Here is a 17,208-nt window from a genome sequence, read left to right on the forward strand (position 1 = left end):
TCGAGACCACGAACCGGGTTTCGACAAGCTCAACCAGCGGAGCGGTATCGACAAGCTCAACCAGCGGAACGGTATCGACAAGCTCGACCAGCGGAGCGGTTTCGACAAGCTCGACCAGCGGAGCGGTATCGACAGCGTCAGCCGGCGGTCGGCACGACCTCGCCGGCGCGGTCGGCGTCGAGGTCGCCGGTGAGCCCGGCGTCGGTGGCCCGGCGGCCCAGGACGAGGACGTAGGCCCAGAACGCGGCGAGCGCGAGGGCGCCGATGACGATCTTGAGCCACCACGGCAGCGCGGAGCCGGTGACGAAGCCCTCGACGAGCCCGGACAGCGCCAGCGCGCCCGCGAGCCCGATGGCGACTGTGATCAGAGCGCGGCCCTCCTGCGCCAGGGCGACGGAGCGGGTGCGCGGCCCGGGGTCGATCACGGTCCAGAAGATCTTGAGCCCGGCCGCGCCGGCGACGAAGACCGCGGTGAGCTCGAGCAGCCCGTGCGGCGCGATGAGCTGCAGGAACAGGTCCAGCTCACCGTAGGCCGCCATCATGCCTCCGGTGGCGCCGACCCCGACCGCGTTCTGCACCAGCATGTACACGGGCCACACGCCGGTGATGCCGAGACCCACGCACTGCGCCGCGATCCACGCGTTGTTGGTCCACACCATCGCGGCGAACGACGCCCCGGGGTCGTAGTACGAGGCGAACGCGTCCTCGACGTACGCCTCGCGCTGGGACGGCGTGCCCATGAGGGCGAGCACGTCCGGGTCGGTGGCGACGCGGACCCCCGCCACCACCGCGAGCGCCAGGCACACGACGACGACGCCGAGGGTCCACCACCGCACCCGGTACAGGGCGGCCGGGACGGTCACCACGACGAACCGCGCGACGTCGGCCCACGCGGGCTCGTGGGTGCCGGCGATGCGCACGCGCGCGCGGGTCAGCAGGTCCGACAGGCGGGTGACGAGCACCGGGTCGGGCGCGGCGGACCGCACGGTGGACAGGTGGGTGGCCACCGCCTGGTACAGCCGCACCAGCTCGTCGGCCTCCGCCCCGTCGAGCCGCCGGCGCCGCGTGAGCTGCTGCAGCCGGTCCCACTGGGGGCTGTGCACGGCGGAGAAGGCGTCAAGGTCCACGGCCGATAGCCTTCCACACGACACCGGTGCGACGAGCGGGGGATGCACATGCACGACGGGATCCTGATCGGCGAGGGCGTGGTGCTCGACGCCCGCCCCGCGTCGTTCGTGAGCCGTGCGCTGGCGGCGCTGCTGGACCTCGCCGTGATCGGGATCGTGGTGCTCGCCCTCCTCGTGGTGGCCGCCGCGCAGGACGTCTCGATCGACGAGCAGTGGCTGCGGGTGCTGTCCGTGGTCGCGGCGGTCGTGGTGATGGTCGTGGTGCCGGTGACGGTCGAGACGCTCAGCCGCGGCCGCTCGGTGGGCAAGCTCGCCACGGGCCTGCGCGTGGTGCGCGACGACGGCGGGCCGGTGCGGTTCCGGCACGCGTTCGTCCGTGCGCTGGTGGGTGTCGGCGAGCTGTGGCTGACGTTCGGCAGCGTCGCGCTCGTCACGTCGCTGGCGAACTCGCGCGGCAAGCGGCTCGGCGACATCCTGGCCGGCACCTACGTGATCCGGGTACGGGGCGGGCGCGGCTGGTCGGTGCCGCTCGCGATGCCGCCCGAGCTGGCCGGGTGGGCACGCACGGCCGACATCCGGCGCCTCCCTGACGGGCTGGCGCTGTCCGCCCGCCAGCTGCTCGACCGCGCCCCGCGGCTCGCGCCCGCCTCGCGGGCCGGCCTGGCCGACGAGCTGGCCGGCCGGATCGAGCCGTACGTCGCGCCCGGCCCGCCGCCCGGCACGCCCGCCGAGGCGTTCCTGCACGCCGTCCTGCACGAGCGCCGCGACCGCGAGCTGACCCGCGGCCGGGCCGAGCAGGAGCGGGCCGAGGCCCGCGCCGCGACGCTGCACCGGCTGCCCTACGCCATCCCCGACCCGCCGCGCTGAGCACGGCGTTCGCCGTGAGCATGCTTCTGGCCCTGTTTCGCGCGGAAGCATGCTCACAGCGGCGACGGGTCATCGTCGGCGGCGGACCTCGAACCGGCCGAAGGCGCGCACCAGGCCGAGCAACACCAGCAGGTAGGCGGCGAACCACACGGGCCGCGAGGCCCACCAGTCCGCGCCCCACGCGGCGGGCAGCTCCTGCCCGAAGCCGAGCAGGGCCACGCCGACGACGGCGAACATCGCGGTGAGGTGCCAGAGGTAGACGGTCATCGACCGGCGGGCCAGGGCGCCGACCACGTGGGAGCCCACCTCGGTCGCGGCGGCGCGGACCAGGGTCTCGCGGGCCAGCAGCACCAGGCACACCTGCGCCACCGCCAGCGCGACGACCGGGGCCGTCGGCGGGCCGAGGTTGGAGATCTCGTCGCCCGGCATGCCGATCATGCTCAGCGGGTACGGGCCGACCGCGACGAGCACGGCCATGGTCACCAACGCCGCGACGGCGCCGGCCGCGAGCAGCAGGCGCCCGGTCCGCCCGTGCCCCGCCGACCCGGACGACGCCGGACGGCGCGGCGCGCTGCGCTCGGCGGCGTATGCGATCCCCGCGAGGAACGGCACGGCCCACGCGAGCACCACGTTGGCGCCCGCGAGCCCGGCGGTGAAGTCGCCCGGGAGTCCGAACCGCAGCGCGTCGAGCGCCAGCGGCAGCGCGACGACGACGCCGAGCGCGCCCCAACGCCAGCGCCGCCAGGCCGCCTGCAGCGCAGGCGCGGCGACCATGAGCAGCACCCACACGCCGAGGAACCACAGGAGCTGCGGCGCCATCCTGGCCAGGCGCCACACCGCCTCGTCGGGCACGCCGAGCGCGAGGAGCGCCGCGACCGCCAGGGCCCACGCGCCGGCGAACGCCGCGACCGGCCGCGCCGTCGCGCCCAGCCGGGACCCGACGACCCCGGCCCAGCCCCGACCGGCAGCCGACGTGATCGTGCGCTGGTAACCCGCGGACGCCCCGGCGGCGAAGAACAGCAGGGCCAGCGGCTGCAGCCAGGTGGCGACCCACCCGGCGCCGTGTCCGAGGGCGTTGCCGACCTGCAGGGTGCTGCCGTCCCACGCGGCCTCGGCCATCAGCCAGTGCAGCAGCACGACCCCGACGGTCCCTACCGCCCGCACGACGTCGACGAAGCCGTCGCGCGGCGGTCGCGGCCGGGCCGGGGAAGCGGGTGCTCGGCGCGGAGCGGTGCTGCGGTCCGGTGCGGTGCGATCCGGCGCGCCGGAGCGGGGTCGGACGGCAGTCGGTGAAGGGGCGTCGATGACGGCCACGATGATTACTCCTGGGAGAGGTCGATGAGGACCCCTACAGCCTCGTGACCTGCAGCGTTGCCGGACAGGGGCCTGACCCCCCGCTCTCCCGGCGGCTTCCCCCCCGTGCCGATGCGGGGGACCTCCCCCTTGGTGGCCGTGAGATGTCGTCGGTTGAGCCTGTCGAGACCTCACCGGGTTTCGACAGGCTCAACCAGCGGATCTCGACAGGCTCAACCAGCGGATCTCGACAGGCTCAACCAGCGGATCTCGACAGGCTCGACCGGCAGGGTGGTGCGACGGCCGTCAGGCGTCGACGCCCAGGTAGCGCAGGACGGCGCGGACGCGGCGGTGGTCGGCGGAGTCCTGCGCCAGATCGAGCTTGGTGAAGATCGAGGCCACGTTCTTCTCCACCGCCCCGTAGGACAGGTACAGCCCCTCGGCGATCGCCCCGTTGGAGCGCCCCTGTGCCATGAGCTCGAGCACTTCGCGCTCGCGGGGGGTCAGGCGGGCGACGCCGTCCTCGGGCGAGCGGTGCGCGCCCATGAGCTGGCGCACCACCTCCGGGTCGAGGACGGTCTCCCCCGCCGCGACGCGGGCGAGGGCGGCGATGAAGTCCCCGACGTCGGCCACACGGTCCTTGAGCAGATAGCCGACGCCGCGCGGGTCGCCCTCGAGCAACCGCGACGCGTACCGCGTTTCGACCCACTGCGAGAACACCAGCACGGGCAGGCCCGGGTAGGCGGCCCGCAGGGCCTCAGCGGCGCGCAGGCCCTCGTCGGTGTGCGTGGGCGGCATGCGGATGTCGGCGACGAGCACGTCGGGCAGGGCGTCCGCGGCCGCGAGCCTCGTGACCTCGCGCACCAGGGCCTCGCCGTCGGGCACCGCAGCGACGACGTCGTGGCCACGGCGGGCGAGGAGCGCGACGAGTCCGTCCCGCAGGATCGCGGAGTCCTCGGCGACCACGACGCGCAGGCCCGGCGTCGGTTCAACGGGCATCAGCGGGCGTCCCTCGCAGTGCCCTTGGCCGTCTCCTTGGCAGTGTCCTTGGCGGTGGGCAGCGGGATCGTCACGGTGATCACCGTAGGCCCTCCCGGAGGGCTGACCACCCGCAGGGCGCCCTCGACGCCGGAGAGGCGGTCCGTGAGCCCGGCCAGCCCGCTGCCCCGGCCGGAGGCGTCGGGCGCGCGCACGGCGGCCCCGCCCACGCCGTCGTCGTGCACGCGCAGCACGAGGGCGCGCAGGGCCGTGCCCGTGGCGGCGTCAGGGACGGGCTCGACGCCGGCGACGACGTCCATACCGGTCGCGCGCGCGTGCTTGGTGGCGTTGGCGACGAGCTCCGCGACGGCGAAGTAGGAGATCGCGGTGACGCTGGACGGCAGGTCGGCCGAGTCCAGCCCGACGGCGTGCACCCGCACGGGCAGGGCGGCACGCGCCGCGAGGGTCTCCAGGGCGACGGCGAGGCCGGCGTCGAGCGCGGGCGGCCGGATGCCGCGGGCCAGCTCGCGCAGCTCGGCCAGCGTGTCCTTGGTGCTCGAGTGCGCCGTCTCCAGCACCGACCCCAGCTCGTCCGTGTCGGCGCCGTCGCGCAGCAGCTCGCGCGCCTCGCCGATCTGCATGGCGACGGCCACCAGGTGCGCCTGGGTGCCGTCGTGCAGGTCGCGCTCGATGCGGCGCAGGCGCGCGTCGGCGTCCTTGACCGTGACGGCGCGGGCCCGCTCCGCGTACGCCACCCGCATGCTGGCGCGCGTCGGGCTGAGCAGCCCGACTGCCAGCAGGCGGAACAGCCCAGCGAACAGGGCCTGCAGCTGCGGCCACAGGTACAGCAGGATCACGCCGACGGCGACGAGCAGCAGCTGGCGCGGCGGGGTGTCGACGAACCAGTCGGTGCCGACCGCCGCGCCCCGGTGCCACGTGCCGTCGGACGCCTGCTGCAGCGGCAACCAGCGCGTCCAGAACCAGTGCGTCATGCCCCCGAGGGCCACGGCGAGGGAGACCGTGCTTACGACGAACCCCGCGATCGCCAGCGGGAACGTGACGAACATGTAGAGCAGTGCACGCCAGGCCGTCGCGTCGCCGAGCATCCCGCCGAGGCGGCGCCAGAAACCCTTCCGTGGTATCCGCGGCATCGGCTCCGCGATCTCCACGCCGAGGTACCGCACCGCCATCCGCCGGTACATCGAGCCCCAGCCCCGTGCGCCGACCAGGATGCCGCCCGCCACGAACAGGCCGACCACCGTGACCGCGACGCCGGCCATGAACGAGATCGTGAACAGCGCGTACGCGAGCGCGAACGGTGCCAGCAGCAGCGCGAGCCACAGGAACCCGTACGCGCGCCAGGTGTCGCGGTGGAAAGGTGCGAGGAGGAACGGCGGGCGGGCGGCGAGCCGCGGGCCGTCGGTGGAGGTCATGCGGGACATGCTCCCAGCCTGGCCGCCCGGACGTCCCCCCCGGTACCCGGCCCGCCGCCCGGACCGGCGGGGGGACATCCCCCGTTGTCGCCGGTCGAGCCTGCGCTCAACCGGCGGCGTTTCTCAGTAGCGGTAGTGCTCCGGCTTGTACGGGCCCTCGACGGGCACGCCGAGGTACTCGGCCTGATCCTTGCTCAGCTCGGTGAGCCGGACGCCGAGGGCGTCAAGGTGCAGGCGCGCGACCTTCTCGTCGAGCACCTTGGGCAGGCGGTAGACCTGGCGCTCGTACTGCCGCTCCTCGGCCGGCCGGGCCATGTCCACGAACAGCTCGATCTGCCCGATCACCTGGTTGGCGAACGAGTTCGACATGACGAACGACGGGTGTCCGGTCGCGTTGCCCAGGTTGAGCAGGCGGCCCTCGGACAGCACGATGATCGACCTCTCGCGGCGGTCGCCGTCCGCGGGCAGCGTCCACTCGTGCACCTGCGGCTTGATCTCGGTCTTGACGACGCCCGGCACGGCGGCGAGGCCGTCCATGTCGATCTCGTTGTCGAAGTGTCCGATGTTGCCGACGACGGCCTTGTCCTTGAGCGCGAGCATGTGCTCGACGCGCACGACGTCCTTGTTGCCGGTCGTGGTGATGACGAAGTCGGCGGCGCCGATCGCGTCCTCGAGCGTCGCCACCTGGAAGCCGTCCATCGCGGCCTGCAGCGCGCAGATGGGGTCCACCTCGGAGACGATGACGCGCGCGCCCTGGCCGCGGAACGCCTCGGCGGCGCCCTTGCCGACGTCGCCGTAGCCCGCGACGAACGCGACCTTGCCGCCGATGAGGATGTCGGTGGCGCGGTTGATGCCGTCGGGCAGCGAGTGCCGGATGCCGTACTTGTTGTCGAACTTCGACTTGGTGACGGAGTCGTTGACGTTGATCGCCGGGAAGATCAGCTCGCCCGCCTCGGCGAGGTGGTACAGGCGGTGCACGCCAGTCGTCGTCTCCTCGGTGACGCCCCCGATGCCCTGCGCGACCGTGGTCCAGCGCAGCGGGTCGGACTCCAGCGCCCGGCGCAGCAAGCCCCGCACGACGTTCATCTCATGGGCGTGGTCCGGCTCGCCGGGCAGCGTGTCGGGCGGCACCACGCCCGCCCGCTCGTACTGCAGCCCCAGGTGCACGAGCATCGTGGCGTCGCCGCCGTCGTCGAGGATGAGGTTGGGGCCGCCCTGACCGTTCTCGCCGGCACCCGGCCACACGAGGATCTGCTCGGCGCAGTCCCAGTACTCCTCGAGGCTCTCGCCCTTCCAGGCGAATACGGGCACGCCCTGCGGGTCGGCGGGGGTGCCGTGCGGGCCGACGACGATCGCGGCCGCCGCCTCGTCCTGCGTGCTGAAGATGTTGCAGCTCGCCCAGCGGACCTCGGCGCCGAGCGCCACGAGCGTCTCGATCAGGACGGCGGTCTGCACCGTCATGTGCAGGGAGCCGGCGATGCGGGCGCCCGCGAGCGGCTGCGACTCGCCGAACTCGGAACGCAGCGTCATAAGGCCCGGCATCTCGTGCTCGGCGAGCCGGATCTGGTGGCGCCCGGCCTCCGCCAGCGCGAGCGAGCGCACCTTGTAGCGGTCTGGGGCCTCGTCGAATCCGGTGGTCCCGGGTGCCTCAACGGTCGTGGACATGGTCGCCTCCTGGGTGTCTGCGGTTTGAGCCGAGTGCGCTGGGGGCTCCCGTCTGCGCGTGGCGCGCCGTCGCCGGCGCGGGCCAGCACCCAGGGTAGCCCGCAGGGTGCCGGAGACGCAGGGAGGCCGGCACCCAGTGGGGGTGCCGGCCTCGTCGTGGTCGGTCAGGTCAGCCGTTCTTGGAGGCTCGGTAGCCGGCCTTGCGGGCAGCGGCCGCGGTGGTGAAGCACTCCTCCGGCGTGGTGACCTTGTAGTACCGGCCGCCGGGCACGTGGTAGATGCCGGACTGGTTGCCCTTCACGGGCGCCCAGCTCGGGCAGTTGTACTTGCTGACCGGAGTCGTGCGCGAGGGCTTCTTGCCCTGCTTGACGACGAGCGTCTGCGACTTGGTCTTCACCTTCGGGGCGGACCAGACCTTCTTCTTGACCGACGTGAGCTTGTGGGTCTTGTAGGTGACCTTCGTCGTCACCTGGTAGGTGCCCGCCTTGAGGCTGACCTTCTTCTTGTTCTTCGCGACCGTCTTGCCCGACTTCTTCACCGTGAGGGTCTTGGACCTCACCGAGATCTTGCCCTTGGCGGTGACGCTCGGCTTGACCGTCGCCTTCTTCGCGTAGGGGGCGGTCTTCGTGCCGATCTTCTTGATCGTCAGTGAGGTCGCGGACGTCGCGGCGGCGGCCGTCGGGGCGGCCGCGGTCGCCGGGACGACGGCGAGCGGTGCGGCCAGCAGCGTCGCGGCCGTCACGAGGGCGACGAGGCGGCCGGGGCGGCGCGCGGGCAGGGTGAAGGTCACAGGATTCTCCAGGGTGGTAGGCCCGACAGCGAGGTCGAAGGTCCGCGACCACCCTGCGGACGCGCCCCTCCCCCGGGCGGTGCACCGATGTCGCCCGACAAGCATGCGGCGCGATCGGCCGCGAACGGCCTGCCGATGGCCGACTTCACCCGCTGTTCGGGGTGATCTTTACCCCGAACGTCGCCGCGCCACGACGACGGCTTCGGGCTCCACGTCCCCACGCTGCTCACCGTGAGCGTGGAGCCGCTTCGGGATCGCCGCGAACGAGCCGTGCTCTCCCGAGACGGACCGCCGGAACGCCAGGTCGGAGCCGGACGGTCAGACCCGGGAGCAGCAGCGAGCGGTGACGGCTTCCACCACCGCGAACTCGTAGCCGTCAGGTGCGGTCCCCGCGATCTCCACACTCACCGAGCGGCCGCGGTCGCAGCAGCCACGACGAGCGAGGCGTCGTGGGCTCCCTCTATCTCGGCGCAGTCGGCGAGCCACCGGTAGGTGAAGGTGAGCGCGACGTCGGCCGGGGCCCACAGGGCCGGCTGCGGGTCGACCGCGAGCTCCCCCACCCGGGCGGTCCCCGTGGCGGCGAGCAGCTCGGCGGCCGGCGCGACGACGACCACCACCACGGCGGAGGTCGGGTCGGCGGTCGGTTGGACGGAGACCGCCGATTCCGCACCCGGCTCGGTGGACGCGGCCGCGGGCACGACCGGCAAGGGCGTGAGGACCAACGACAGGGTGGCGACGAGCGCCGTGACCCGCCCGCGGTGACGCGGGCGCGGCGACGGGACAGGTTCCACGGAACCTCCGGGGATCGTGTCAGGCCGTGCGGGCAGAAGGCCGCGTTTTCACCCGCTCGCTGAACATCCGGAGAGCCGCTTGCTGAACACCCGTAGATCCGGCCTTGACCCTCACCCCACCTAGCGCCGTCCGGGCGGGGGGCGGCGGATGGCAGCGAAGGCGCAGGTCGTGAGCCGGATCACGCCGTAGATCACAGTCGAATAACGATCGAACGGGCAAGTTCGACCCCCGTTTCTTGTCAAATCCCCAGGACAACGGGGATTGAAGCCGCGGAACGGACCCAGGTTCCCGGTTCGCCATGTGCCCCTCGACCAAGGCATGGTGAAAGACGCCCTTGTGCCCACCGGTTCCCGGTAGCACGGCAACCCGTGACCGACGCTCGACGACGGCACGGTGAACCGTGGGTGCATCCGACTTTGATGGAAGGTGGCGAGCCCTGCCCGAATGACGGGAGACAGCAGTACCACCACAACGCCCGCCGACAGCCCCGCGGTGACCCCCGCGGTGTCGGTGCGCGGCGTCTACAAGGTTTTCGGCCCCAAGCCCACCGAGGCGGTCCGCCGGCTCAAGGCCGGCGCGACCCGCGACGACGTCAAGGACCTCGGCACCGCCGCAGTCATCGACGCGAACTTCGACGTCGCCCCCGGCGAGACCTTCGTCGTCATGGGCCTCTCCGGCTCGGGCAAGTCGACGCTGATCCGCATGCTCAACGGTCTGTGGACTCCGAGCGCGGGCGACGTCCTCCTCGGTGACGCCAACCTGGCCACGGTCGACGGCAAACGACTGCGCGAACTGCGCCGCACCCGCGTGAGCATGGTGTTCCAACACTTCGCGCTGCTGCCGCACCGCACGGTGCTCGACAACGCCGCGTACCCGCTGGAGATCCAGGGCATCGGCAAGATCGAACGGCAGGAGAAGGCCGGCCACGCGCTCGACATGGTCGGGCTCAGCGGCTGGGAGAACTCCCTGCCGTCCCAGCTGTCGGGCGGAATGCGCCAGCGCGTCGGCCTCGCCCGCGCGCTCGCCGCCGACACCGACGTGCTGCTCATGGACGAGGCGTTCAGCGCCCTCGACCCGCTGATCCGCTCGGAGATGCAGGAGCAGCTCCTGGAGCTCCAGGAGAAGCTGGGCAAGACGATCATCTTCATCACGCACGACCTCAACGAGGCCATGCACCTCGGCGACCGGATCGCCGTCATGCGTGACGGCGAGATCGTGCAGATCGGCACGTCCGAGCAGATCCTGTCCGACCCGGCGAACGAGTACGTCGAGAAGTTCGTCGCCGACGTCGACCGCTCCCGGGTCCTCACGGCCTCAGCCGTCATGCAGCGCCCGCACGTCACGGTCGCGATCGGCGGCGGGCCGCGCCTGGCCGCACGCGAGATGCGCGACGCCGAGGCGTCGGGCGCCTACGTGGTGGACCGCGGGCGCCGGCTCAAGGGGCTCGTCCGCGCGGACGACGCCGTACGGGCCGCGAAGGAGGGCGTCGAGAAGCTCGAAGGCATCGTCGTGACCGACGTGACCTCCGTGCACCAGGACACCCCGCTCGCCGAGCTGTTCGCGCCGGCCACCGAGTCCGCCGTCCCGATGGCCGTGGTCGACGACGAGGGGCGCCTCGTCGGCGTGATCCCCCGCGTGACCCTGCTGGAGGCGATGGTTCCCGGCGAGACGGTCACCAACGGCAACTCGGACACGCCCCTCGAGGGCGACCACATCGACGCCGGCCCCGCCGCGACGACGGAAGGAGCCTCGGCATGATCTCCGCCGCCACGGATACCGACACGCTGGTCCCCCGCGTCGCGGTCGGTGACTGGATCGAGACCGCGATCGACTGGGTCACCGACACGTTCGATCCCTTCTTCGACGGGGTCAAGGCCTTCTTCGAGGCGATCTACGACAGTCTCGACTGGGCGCTCAGCACCCCGCCGTTCTGGGTCGTCGCCCTCGTGCTCGCCGCGATCGCCTTCTGGGCCAAGGGCTGGAAGCTCGCTCTCGGCACGCTGGCCGGCTTCGTCATCATCGCCGCGATGGACCAGTGGACCAATGCCATGGACTCGCTGGCACTCGTGCTGCTGGCCTCGGTGGTTGCGCTGGTGATCGGCATCCCGCTCGGGATCTGGTCGGCGCGCAACGAGCACGTGTCGCGCGTCGTCCGCCCGATCCTCGACTTCATGCAGACGATGCCAGCCTTCGTCTACCTGATCCCGACGGTCGTCATCTTCCTTACCGGGCCCGTGCCCGGCATCATCGCGACCATCGTCTTCGCGCTCGCCCCGGGCGTGCGCTTCACCGAGCTGGGCATCCGGCAGGTCGACGCCGAGGTGGTCGAGGCCGGGCGCGCGTTCGGCGCCACCGACCGACGCATCCTGCGGCAGATCCAGATCCCGCTGGCGATGCCCACTCTCATGGCGGGCGTCAACCAGGTGATCATGCTCGCGCTGTCGATGGTCGTGATCTCGGGCATGGTCGGCGCCGGCGGTCTCGGTGGCGACGTCGTAGGCGCCCTGTCGAGCGTCAACATCTCGCTCGGTTTCGAGGCCGGCCTCGCGGTCGTGTTCCTCGCGATCTATCTCGACCGGGTCACGTCGGCCCTTGCCGACCGCTCCCCCGTGGCAAGGGCCCTCAGGGCCGCTCGCTGACTCTCACGCTTCCGTGCTGCGGCCCCGGCCACCGCACGACCCCCTCAGGAAGGACATCCCTATGAATCTCGGACGCAACACCCGTCGATTCGCCGCCGCCGGCGGCACCCTCGCCCTCGCCGTCTCTCTCGCCGCCTGCGCGTCGGGCGACGACGACGGCGGTGGCAGCAACGCCTCGGGTGACGAGAAGGAGATCACGATCGGCATCCCGACCGGTTGGGACGAAGGCATCGCCGTCTCCAACCTCTGGGCCGCCGTGCTCGAGGAGAAGGGCTACGACGTCGAGACCAAGACCGCCGACATCGGCGTGGTCTTCACCGGCCTCGCGGGCGGCGACATGGACGTGCTGTTCGACACCTGGCTGCCGCTCACGCACGCCTCGTACGTCGAGAAGTTCGGCGACGACATCTCCGACCTGGGCACCTGGTACGACGACGCCAAGCTCACCATCGCGGTGAACGAGGACTCGCCGGCCCAGACCATCGGCGACCTGGCCACGATGGCCGACGACTACGGCAACAAGCTGGTCGGCATCGAGGCGGGCGCGGGCCTCACCAAGGTGACGACGGAGGAGGCCATCCCGACCTACGGTCTGGAGGGTCTGGACTACACGATCTCCTCGACGCCCGCCATGCTCGCCGAGCTGAAGGGCGCCGTCGAGAGCGGCGACAACATCGCCGTCACGCTGTGGCGCCCGCACTGGGCCTACGACGAGTACCCGGTCCGCGACCTCGAGGACCCCGAGGGCGTGATGGGCGACGCCGAGGAGATCCACACCTACGGCACCGCCGACTTCGCCGACCGCTACCCGGAGCTGGCGGGCTGGCTGAAGAACTTCACCCTCGACGACGAGCAGCTGTTCTCCCTGGAGAACCTCATGTTCAACGACGAGCAGTACGCGGACGACCCGGAGGCCGCCGCCGACGCGTGGCTCGAGGCGAACCCCGACTTCATCGACCAGGTGACCGGCGGCAGCTCCACCGAGTGACCGACCCCTCGCCGAGATAGAGAAGGCGGACCCGGGGGGGGGGGGGGGGGGGGGGGGGGGGGGGGGGGGGGGGGGGGGGGGGGGGGGGATGGGGTTTGGGGGGGGNNNNATAGAGAGGTCCGGACGGGACCCCAGCAGGCTGGGGCCTCGTCCGGACCTCTCTATCTCGCGGGTCCGCCTTCTCTATCTCGGCGTCCGGGGTTCTCTATCTCGGCGGGGTCGGTACGGTGACCTGGTGCCTCGCTCCCTCCTCGGACCACTCCGCCGCGACCGCGACCGGCTGCACCTCGTCCTCATGCTCGCCCTCACGTTCTCGACCGGCATCGCCGACGCCGTGGGCTACCTCGGCCTGGACCGCGTGTTCACCGGCAACATGACCGGCAACGTCGTCATCCTCGGGATGGCGCTGGCGGGCGGCGACGACCTGCCCGTCGTCGGGCCGCTGCTCGCGCTCGGCACGTTCATGGTCGGGGCGGCGATCGCCGGGATGGTGCTGCGGCCGGTGCAGGTGGGCTGGACCCCGCGCACCACGGGCCTGATCTCGGCGGTGGGTCTGGTGCTGGCGGCGATCGCCGTGCTGCTCGGCGTGTCCGACGACGACCTGCCGACCGCCGTGCGGCTCGTCGTGACCGGGCTGCTGGCCCTCGCGATGGGGGCGCAGGCCGCGACGGCGCGGCACCTGTCGGTCAAGGACGTCACCACCGTGGTCGTCACCTCGACCATCACCGGCCTGGCCGCCGACTCCCGGCTCGCGGGCGGCTCGGGCAAGTATGCCGGGAGACGCATCGCCGCGATCGCCCTCATCTGCGCCGGCGCCGCCACGGGCGCCCTGCTGCTGCAGGCCCACCTGGCCTGGGGCGTCGGCGTAAGCGCCGTCCTCACGCTCGTCGTCGCCCTCCTCGGGCACCCCCGTGGCGGCGCGCCTGACGCGCGTGCCTGACGCGCGTGCCTGACGGCGCGCCTGACCGGCATCTGACCACCTGTCGAGACTGCACCGGGGATGTCACGGATATTTCACGCACTAGTGACACATCGCCTACCTTCCGCCATCCTGTGTCGTGATTGCATGCAATCCGTCCCTATTGACACCGGATTGGACACATCACTGTGCGCATCTCGAACTGGCCGCACCGCAGCGGCCCCGCCATCGGCTCAGCTCTCGCCCTGAGCGCCGCGCTCGCGCTCTCGGGCTGCCAGGAGGTCCAGTCGACGGGCGGCGACGCCGCGTCGTCCGCGACGCCCTCGGACGTCACCTCCGTCTCCCTCGACGGCAAGACCGTCGTCGAGGGCGGCGACCTCGTCATGGCGCTCTCGGCCGAGCCCGACCTGCTCGACCCGACGACGTCCTCCTCGCTCTACACGCGCTACGTCATGCAGACGATGTGCGAGAAGCTCTACGACCTCGACGCCGACGGCACCGTCGTCCCCATGCTCGCGACCGAGCTCCCGACGGTCTCCGACGACGGCCTCACGGTGACGATCCCGCTGCGCGAGGACGTCGTCTTCGCCGACGGCACGCCGTTCGACGCCGAGGCCGTCGTCACGACCCTCGAGCGCCACCTCACCAAGGAGGACTCGTCGCGGGCCAGCGAGCTGGGCCCGATCACCGACGTGACCGCCGCCGAAGATCTCACCGTCGAGATCACGTACTCCGAGCCCTTCGCTCCCCTGGCCGCCGTCCTGGCCGACCGGGCCGGGATGATCATGTCCCCGCAGGCCCTGGACGAGCTGGGCGACGACTTCGCCGAGCACCCCGTCTGCGTCGGCCCGTTCAAGTTCGTCGAGCGCGTGCCGCAGACGTCCATCACCGTCGAGCGGGACCCGGAGTACTACGACGCCGACGACGTCCACCTCGACACGATCACGTACCGGATCATCACCGACGCCTCCATCCGCGCCGCCAACCTCCGCTCCGGCGACGTCCAGGTCGCGGACTCGATCTCGCCACAGGACCTCGCCGAGCTCGAGGAGACCGAGGGCGTCGGGATCCTGCAGACCGGGTCGCTGGGCTACCAGGCCATGACGGTCAACGTCGGCAACACCGACGGCGTGGGGGCGAAGCCCGGCACGATCGACACCCCGCTCGCGCAGGACCCGCGGGTCCGCCAGGCGCTGTCGATGGCGGTCGACCGCGAGCAGCTCGTGAAGTCGGTGTTCAACGACGCCTACGACCCGGCCTGCTCCCCGATCGCCCCGTCGAGCCCGTTCACGAGCCCCGCCAGCGAGACCTGCCCCGAGTACGACCCCGAGGGCGCCAAGGCCCTGCTCGAGGAGGCCGGCGTCGAGGCCCCGTACCAGGTGGAGATGAAGGTCTCGAACAACCCCGACACCCTCCGGCTCGCCCAGGCCCTCCAGGCCGCCGTCGCCGACGCGGGCTTCGAGATCGAGATCACCCCGGTCGAGTACTCGACCCTGCTCGACACGCAGACCGCGGGCGACTTCGACCTGCTGCAGCTCGGCTGGTCGGGGCGCGTGGACCCGCACGGGAACACCTCCAACTTCCTCACCACGGGCGCCGGCAACAACTACTCGGGCTACGCCAACCCGGACGTGGACGCCCTGCTCACGGACGCCGCGAGCGCCGGCGACGCCGCCGAGCGGGCCGAGCTCTACGGGCAGGCCATCACCCAGGTGCTCCAGGACAACCCGATCATCTACCTGTACCGGCAGCGCAACCTCACCGGGTACGCGGACGAGGTCGCCGGGGTCGCGACGTACGCCGACGGCGTCGTGCACCTGGGCCAGGCCGCGTTCGTCGAGGCGGGCTGATCGGCGGTGGGTCGCTTCCTCCTCACCCGTCTCGGCCAGTCGGTCGTCACGCTCCTGCTCGCCTCGATCGTGATCTTCGTCGGCGTACGCCTGCTCCCGGGCGACCCCGCGCTCGCGATGGCGGGTGAGGAGGCCAGCCCCGAACGGGTCGCCGCGATCCGCTCGGATCTGGGCCTCGACGAGCCGCTCCCGGTCCAGTACCTCGAGTTCCTGCGCCAGGTCGTCACCGGCGACCTCGGCGAGTCCACCCGGACCGGGGCGCCCGTCACCAGCATGATCGCGACCACCCTGCCCGTGACGCTCTGGCTGGCGCTCCTCGCAATCATCGTCGCGGTCGTCGTCGGGGTCGCGCTCGGTGTGCTCGCCGAGCGCTTCAAGGGCCGGTGGCCCGAGTGGATCGCCAACGCCGTCGCCCTGACGAGCCTCTCCGTGCCGAACTTCTGGCTCGGCATGCTCGCCATCCTGTGGCTCTGCATCGGCCTGGGCCTCTTCCCGGCGTCGGGCTACGTGGAGCTGTCCGCGGACCCGGCCGGGTGGCTGCTGCACCTGATCCTGCCGGCGCTCGTGCTCGGCACGGGGCTCGCCGCCGTCATCATGCGACAGACGCGCGCGTCCATGATCGAGTCCATGCGTGCCGACTACGTCCGCAGCGCCCGTGCCACCGGCCTCGGCCGGGGCCGCGTGCTGATGCGCTACGGGCTGCGCAACTCGCTCATCGTGGTGGTCACCATCGCGGGGCTCCAGCTGGGCGGCCTCATCTCCGGGGCCGTCGTGACCGAGCAGATCTTCGCGCTGCCCGGCTTCGGCAAGCTCACCCTCGACGCCGTGTTCACCCGCGACTACCCCGTGATCCAGGCCGTCGTGCTGCTCACCACCGTGGGCTACGTCCTCATCAACCTGGCGGTCGACGCCCTGTACTCCGTCGTCAACCCGCGGATCCGCGTGGGAGGCCGCTCATGACCCTCGTCGTCTCGACCGACAGCCCCGGTGCGCCGGCGGGCGCGGGCCCCACCCTCGAGCGACCCCGGTTCCGCGTGCTGGCGCAGTTCGCGCGCTCCCCGCTCGGCATGACCGGCCTGATCATGCTGGTCGTCTCCGTGCTGGCCGGCGTGCTCGCCCCGGTGCTCGCCCCGTACCCGCCCACCCAGGTGCACTTCGACGCGCCGTTCCAGCTCCCCGGCACGATCGGCTTCCCCCTGGGCACCGACGACCTCGGCCGCGACATCCTGTCGCGGATGCTCTACGGCATCCGCGTCTCCCTCGTCGTCGGCGTGCTGTCGGTGGTGCTGGCCGTCGTGGTCGGCACCCCGCTCGGCCTCGCGGCCGGGTGGTGGCGGGCGCTGGACGGCCCGATCTCCCGGCTCACGGACGTCACCCTGGCGTTCCCGTTCCTCGTGCTCGCCGTCGGCCTGGCAGCCATCAGCGGGCCGAGCCTCACCAACGCCGCCCTGGCCCTCGGCATCGCGCAGATCCCGACGATGATCCGCGTGGTGCGGGGCGAGACCCTGCGGCTGCGCGGGAGCGAGTTCGTGCAGGCCGCGACCGCGATGGATGCCTCCGGGGCCCGGATCCTCGCGCAGCACATCCTGCCCAACTGCCTGTCCGCCGTGATCATCCAGGCCACGGTCATCATGCCGGTCGCCGTGCTCGGCGAGGCCGTGCTCTCGTTCCTCGGCCTGGGCATCCAGCCGCCCACCCCGAGCCTGGGCATCATGCTCTCCGACGCCCAGCAGTACCTGTCCCGCACCCCCTGGCCCGCGCTGTTCCCCGGCCTGGCCATCGTGGTGATCTGCCTCGGGTTCAACCTGCTCGGCGACGCCCTGCGCGACGCCGTCGACCCCACCACCTCCGACAGCAAGTGAGTCGT

The 17,208-nt window shown here is 72.0% G+C and carries 15 protein-coding genes; 8 read left to right on the forward strand and 7 right to left on the reverse strand.

What is annotated here, in order from left to right:
- Positions 1-137: 137 nt before the first annotated feature.
- Complete coding sequence (locus AC1C2V_RS02000) at positions 138-1,127, reverse strand: stage II sporulation protein M (RefSeq protein WP_495387889.1); 990 nt, start codon at positions 1,125-1,127, stop codon at positions 138-140.
- 48 nt (positions 1,128-1,175) lie between these two features.
- Between AC1C2V_RS02000 and AC1C2V_RS02005 the strand changes: the two genes are divergently transcribed.
- Positions 1,176-1,994: an RDD family protein gene (locus AC1C2V_RS02005; protein ID WP_495388434.1), complete on the forward strand. Its 819-nt coding sequence runs from the start codon at positions 1,176-1,178 to the stop codon at positions 1,992-1,994.
- Between the two features lie 69 nt (positions 1,995-2,063).
- Here AC1C2V_RS02005 and AC1C2V_RS02010 read toward each other — a convergent pair whose 3' ends face one another.
- The 6 genes from AC1C2V_RS02010 to AC1C2V_RS02035 form a co-directional block, all read right to left on the reverse strand.
- Complete coding sequence (locus AC1C2V_RS02010) at positions 2,064-3,308, reverse strand: acyltransferase family protein (RefSeq protein WP_495387890.1); 1,245 nt, start codon at positions 3,306-3,308, stop codon at positions 2,064-2,066.
- A gap of 285 nt (positions 3,309-3,593) precedes the next feature.
- Positions 3,594-4,286: a response regulator gene (locus tag AC1C2V_RS02015; RefSeq protein WP_495387891.1), complete on the reverse strand. Its 693-nt coding sequence runs from the start codon at positions 4,284-4,286 to the stop codon at positions 3,594-3,596.
- Positions 4,286-5,698 (reverse strand): sensor histidine kinase, encoded by a 1,413-nt coding sequence (locus AC1C2V_RS02020; protein WP_495387892.1) that lies wholly within the window; start codon positions 5,696-5,698, stop codon positions 4,286-4,288. The genes AC1C2V_RS02015 and AC1C2V_RS02020 overlap by 1 nt, the downstream gene beginning before the upstream one ends.
- Positions 5,699-5,821: 123 nt before the next feature.
- A complete protein-coding gene (ahcY, locus tag AC1C2V_RS02025; RefSeq protein WP_495387893.1) occupies positions 5,822-7,363 on the reverse strand; it encodes an adenosylhomocysteinase in 1,542 nt (513 codons plus the stop codon).
- Positions 7,364-7,532: 169 nt separating this feature from the next.
- Positions 7,533-8,153 carry a sunset domain-containing protein gene (locus AC1C2V_RS02030; protein ID WP_495387894.1) on the reverse strand — a complete coding sequence of 207 codons (621 nt, stop codon included), beginning with the start codon at positions 8,151-8,153 and terminating at the stop codon, positions 7,533-7,535.
- Positions 8,154-8,557: 404 nt separating this feature from the next.
- Complete coding sequence (locus AC1C2V_RS02035) at positions 8,558-8,944, reverse strand: hypothetical protein (RefSeq protein ID WP_495387895.1); 387 nt, start codon at positions 8,942-8,944, stop codon at positions 8,558-8,560.
- 445 nt (positions 8,945-9,389) lie between these two features.
- On the opposite strand from AC1C2V_RS02035, the gene AC1C2V_RS02040 reads away from it, so the two are divergent.
- From AC1C2V_RS02040 to AC1C2V_RS02070, 7 genes are all read left to right on the forward strand, one after another.
- A complete protein-coding gene (locus AC1C2V_RS02040) occupies positions 9,390-10,703 on the forward strand; it encodes a quaternary amine ABC transporter ATP-binding protein (protein ID WP_495387896.1) in 1,314 nt (437 codons plus the stop codon).
- Entirely contained in the window at positions 10,700-11,584 is an 885-nt protein-coding gene (locus AC1C2V_RS02045; RefSeq protein WP_495387897.1) for an ABC transporter permease, read from the forward strand. Before AC1C2V_RS02040 ends, AC1C2V_RS02045 begins: the two co-directional genes overlap by 4 nt.
- A gap of 61 nt (positions 11,585-11,645) precedes the next feature.
- On the forward strand, positions 11,646-12,572 hold the full coding sequence (locus tag AC1C2V_RS02050) for a glycine betaine ABC transporter substrate-binding protein (RefSeq protein ID WP_495387898.1): 927 nt from the start codon (positions 11,646-11,648) through the stop codon (positions 12,570-12,572).
- A gap of 235 nt (positions 12,573-12,807) precedes the next feature.
- Positions 12,808-13,512, forward strand: a complete 705-nt coding sequence (locus AC1C2V_RS02055) for a YoaK family protein (protein WP_495387899.1) — start codon at positions 12,808-12,810, stop codon at positions 13,510-13,512.
- Between the two features lie 167 nt (positions 13,513-13,679).
- Positions 13,680-15,341 carry an ABC transporter substrate-binding protein gene (locus AC1C2V_RS02060; RefSeq protein ID WP_495387900.1) on the forward strand — a complete coding sequence of 554 codons (1,662 nt, stop codon included), beginning with the start codon at positions 13,680-13,682 and terminating at the stop codon, positions 15,339-15,341.
- A 6-nt stretch (positions 15,342-15,347) separates the two neighbouring features.
- Positions 15,348-16,301 (forward strand): ABC transporter permease, encoded by a 954-nt coding sequence (locus AC1C2V_RS02065; protein WP_495387901.1) that lies wholly within the window; start codon positions 15,348-15,350, stop codon positions 16,299-16,301.
- On the forward strand, positions 16,298-17,203 hold the full coding sequence (locus AC1C2V_RS02070) for an ABC transporter permease (RefSeq protein ID WP_495387902.1): 906 nt from the start codon (positions 16,298-16,300) through the stop codon (positions 17,201-17,203). Before AC1C2V_RS02065 ends, AC1C2V_RS02070 begins: the two co-directional genes overlap by 4 nt.
- Positions 17,204-17,208 lie beyond the last annotated feature (5 nt).

The organism is Isoptericola sp. Y541 (genome assembly GCF_059445465.1).

What these genes read in the sequence shown, in the direction of transcription:
- AC1C2V_RS02040 (WP_495387896.1), top strand. Translation starts at nt 9,390, where the DNA reads ATGACGGGAGACAGCAGTACCACCACAACGCCCGCCGACAGCCCCGCG.
- AC1C2V_RS02015 (WP_495387891.1), bottom strand. Translation starts at nt 4,286, where the DNA reads ATGCCCGTTGAACCGACGCCGGGCCTGCGCGTCGTGGTCGCCGAGGAC.
- AC1C2V_RS02020 (WP_495387892.1), bottom strand. Translation starts at nt 5,698, where the DNA reads ATGACCTCCACCGACGGCCCGCGGCTCGCCGCCCGCCCGCCGTTCCTC.
- AC1C2V_RS02070 (WP_495387902.1), top strand. Translation starts at nt 16,298, where the DNA reads ATGACCCTCGTCGTCTCGACCGACAGCCCCGGTGCGCCGGCGGGCGCG.
- AC1C2V_RS02045 (WP_495387897.1), top strand. Translation starts at nt 10,700, where the DNA reads ATGATCTCCGCCGCCACGGATACCGACACGCTGGTCCCCCGCGTCGCG.
- AC1C2V_RS02050 (WP_495387898.1), top strand. Translation starts at nt 11,646, where the DNA reads ATGAATCTCGGACGCAACACCCGTCGATTCGCCGCCGCCGGCGGCACC.
- AC1C2V_RS02005 (WP_495388434.1), top strand. Translation starts at nt 1,176, where the DNA reads ATGCACGACGGGATCCTGATCGGCGAGGGCGTGGTGCTCGACGCCCGC.
- ahcY (WP_495387893.1), bottom strand. Translation starts at nt 7,363, where the DNA reads ATGTCCACGACCGTTGAGGCACCCGGGACCACCGGATTCGACGAGGCC.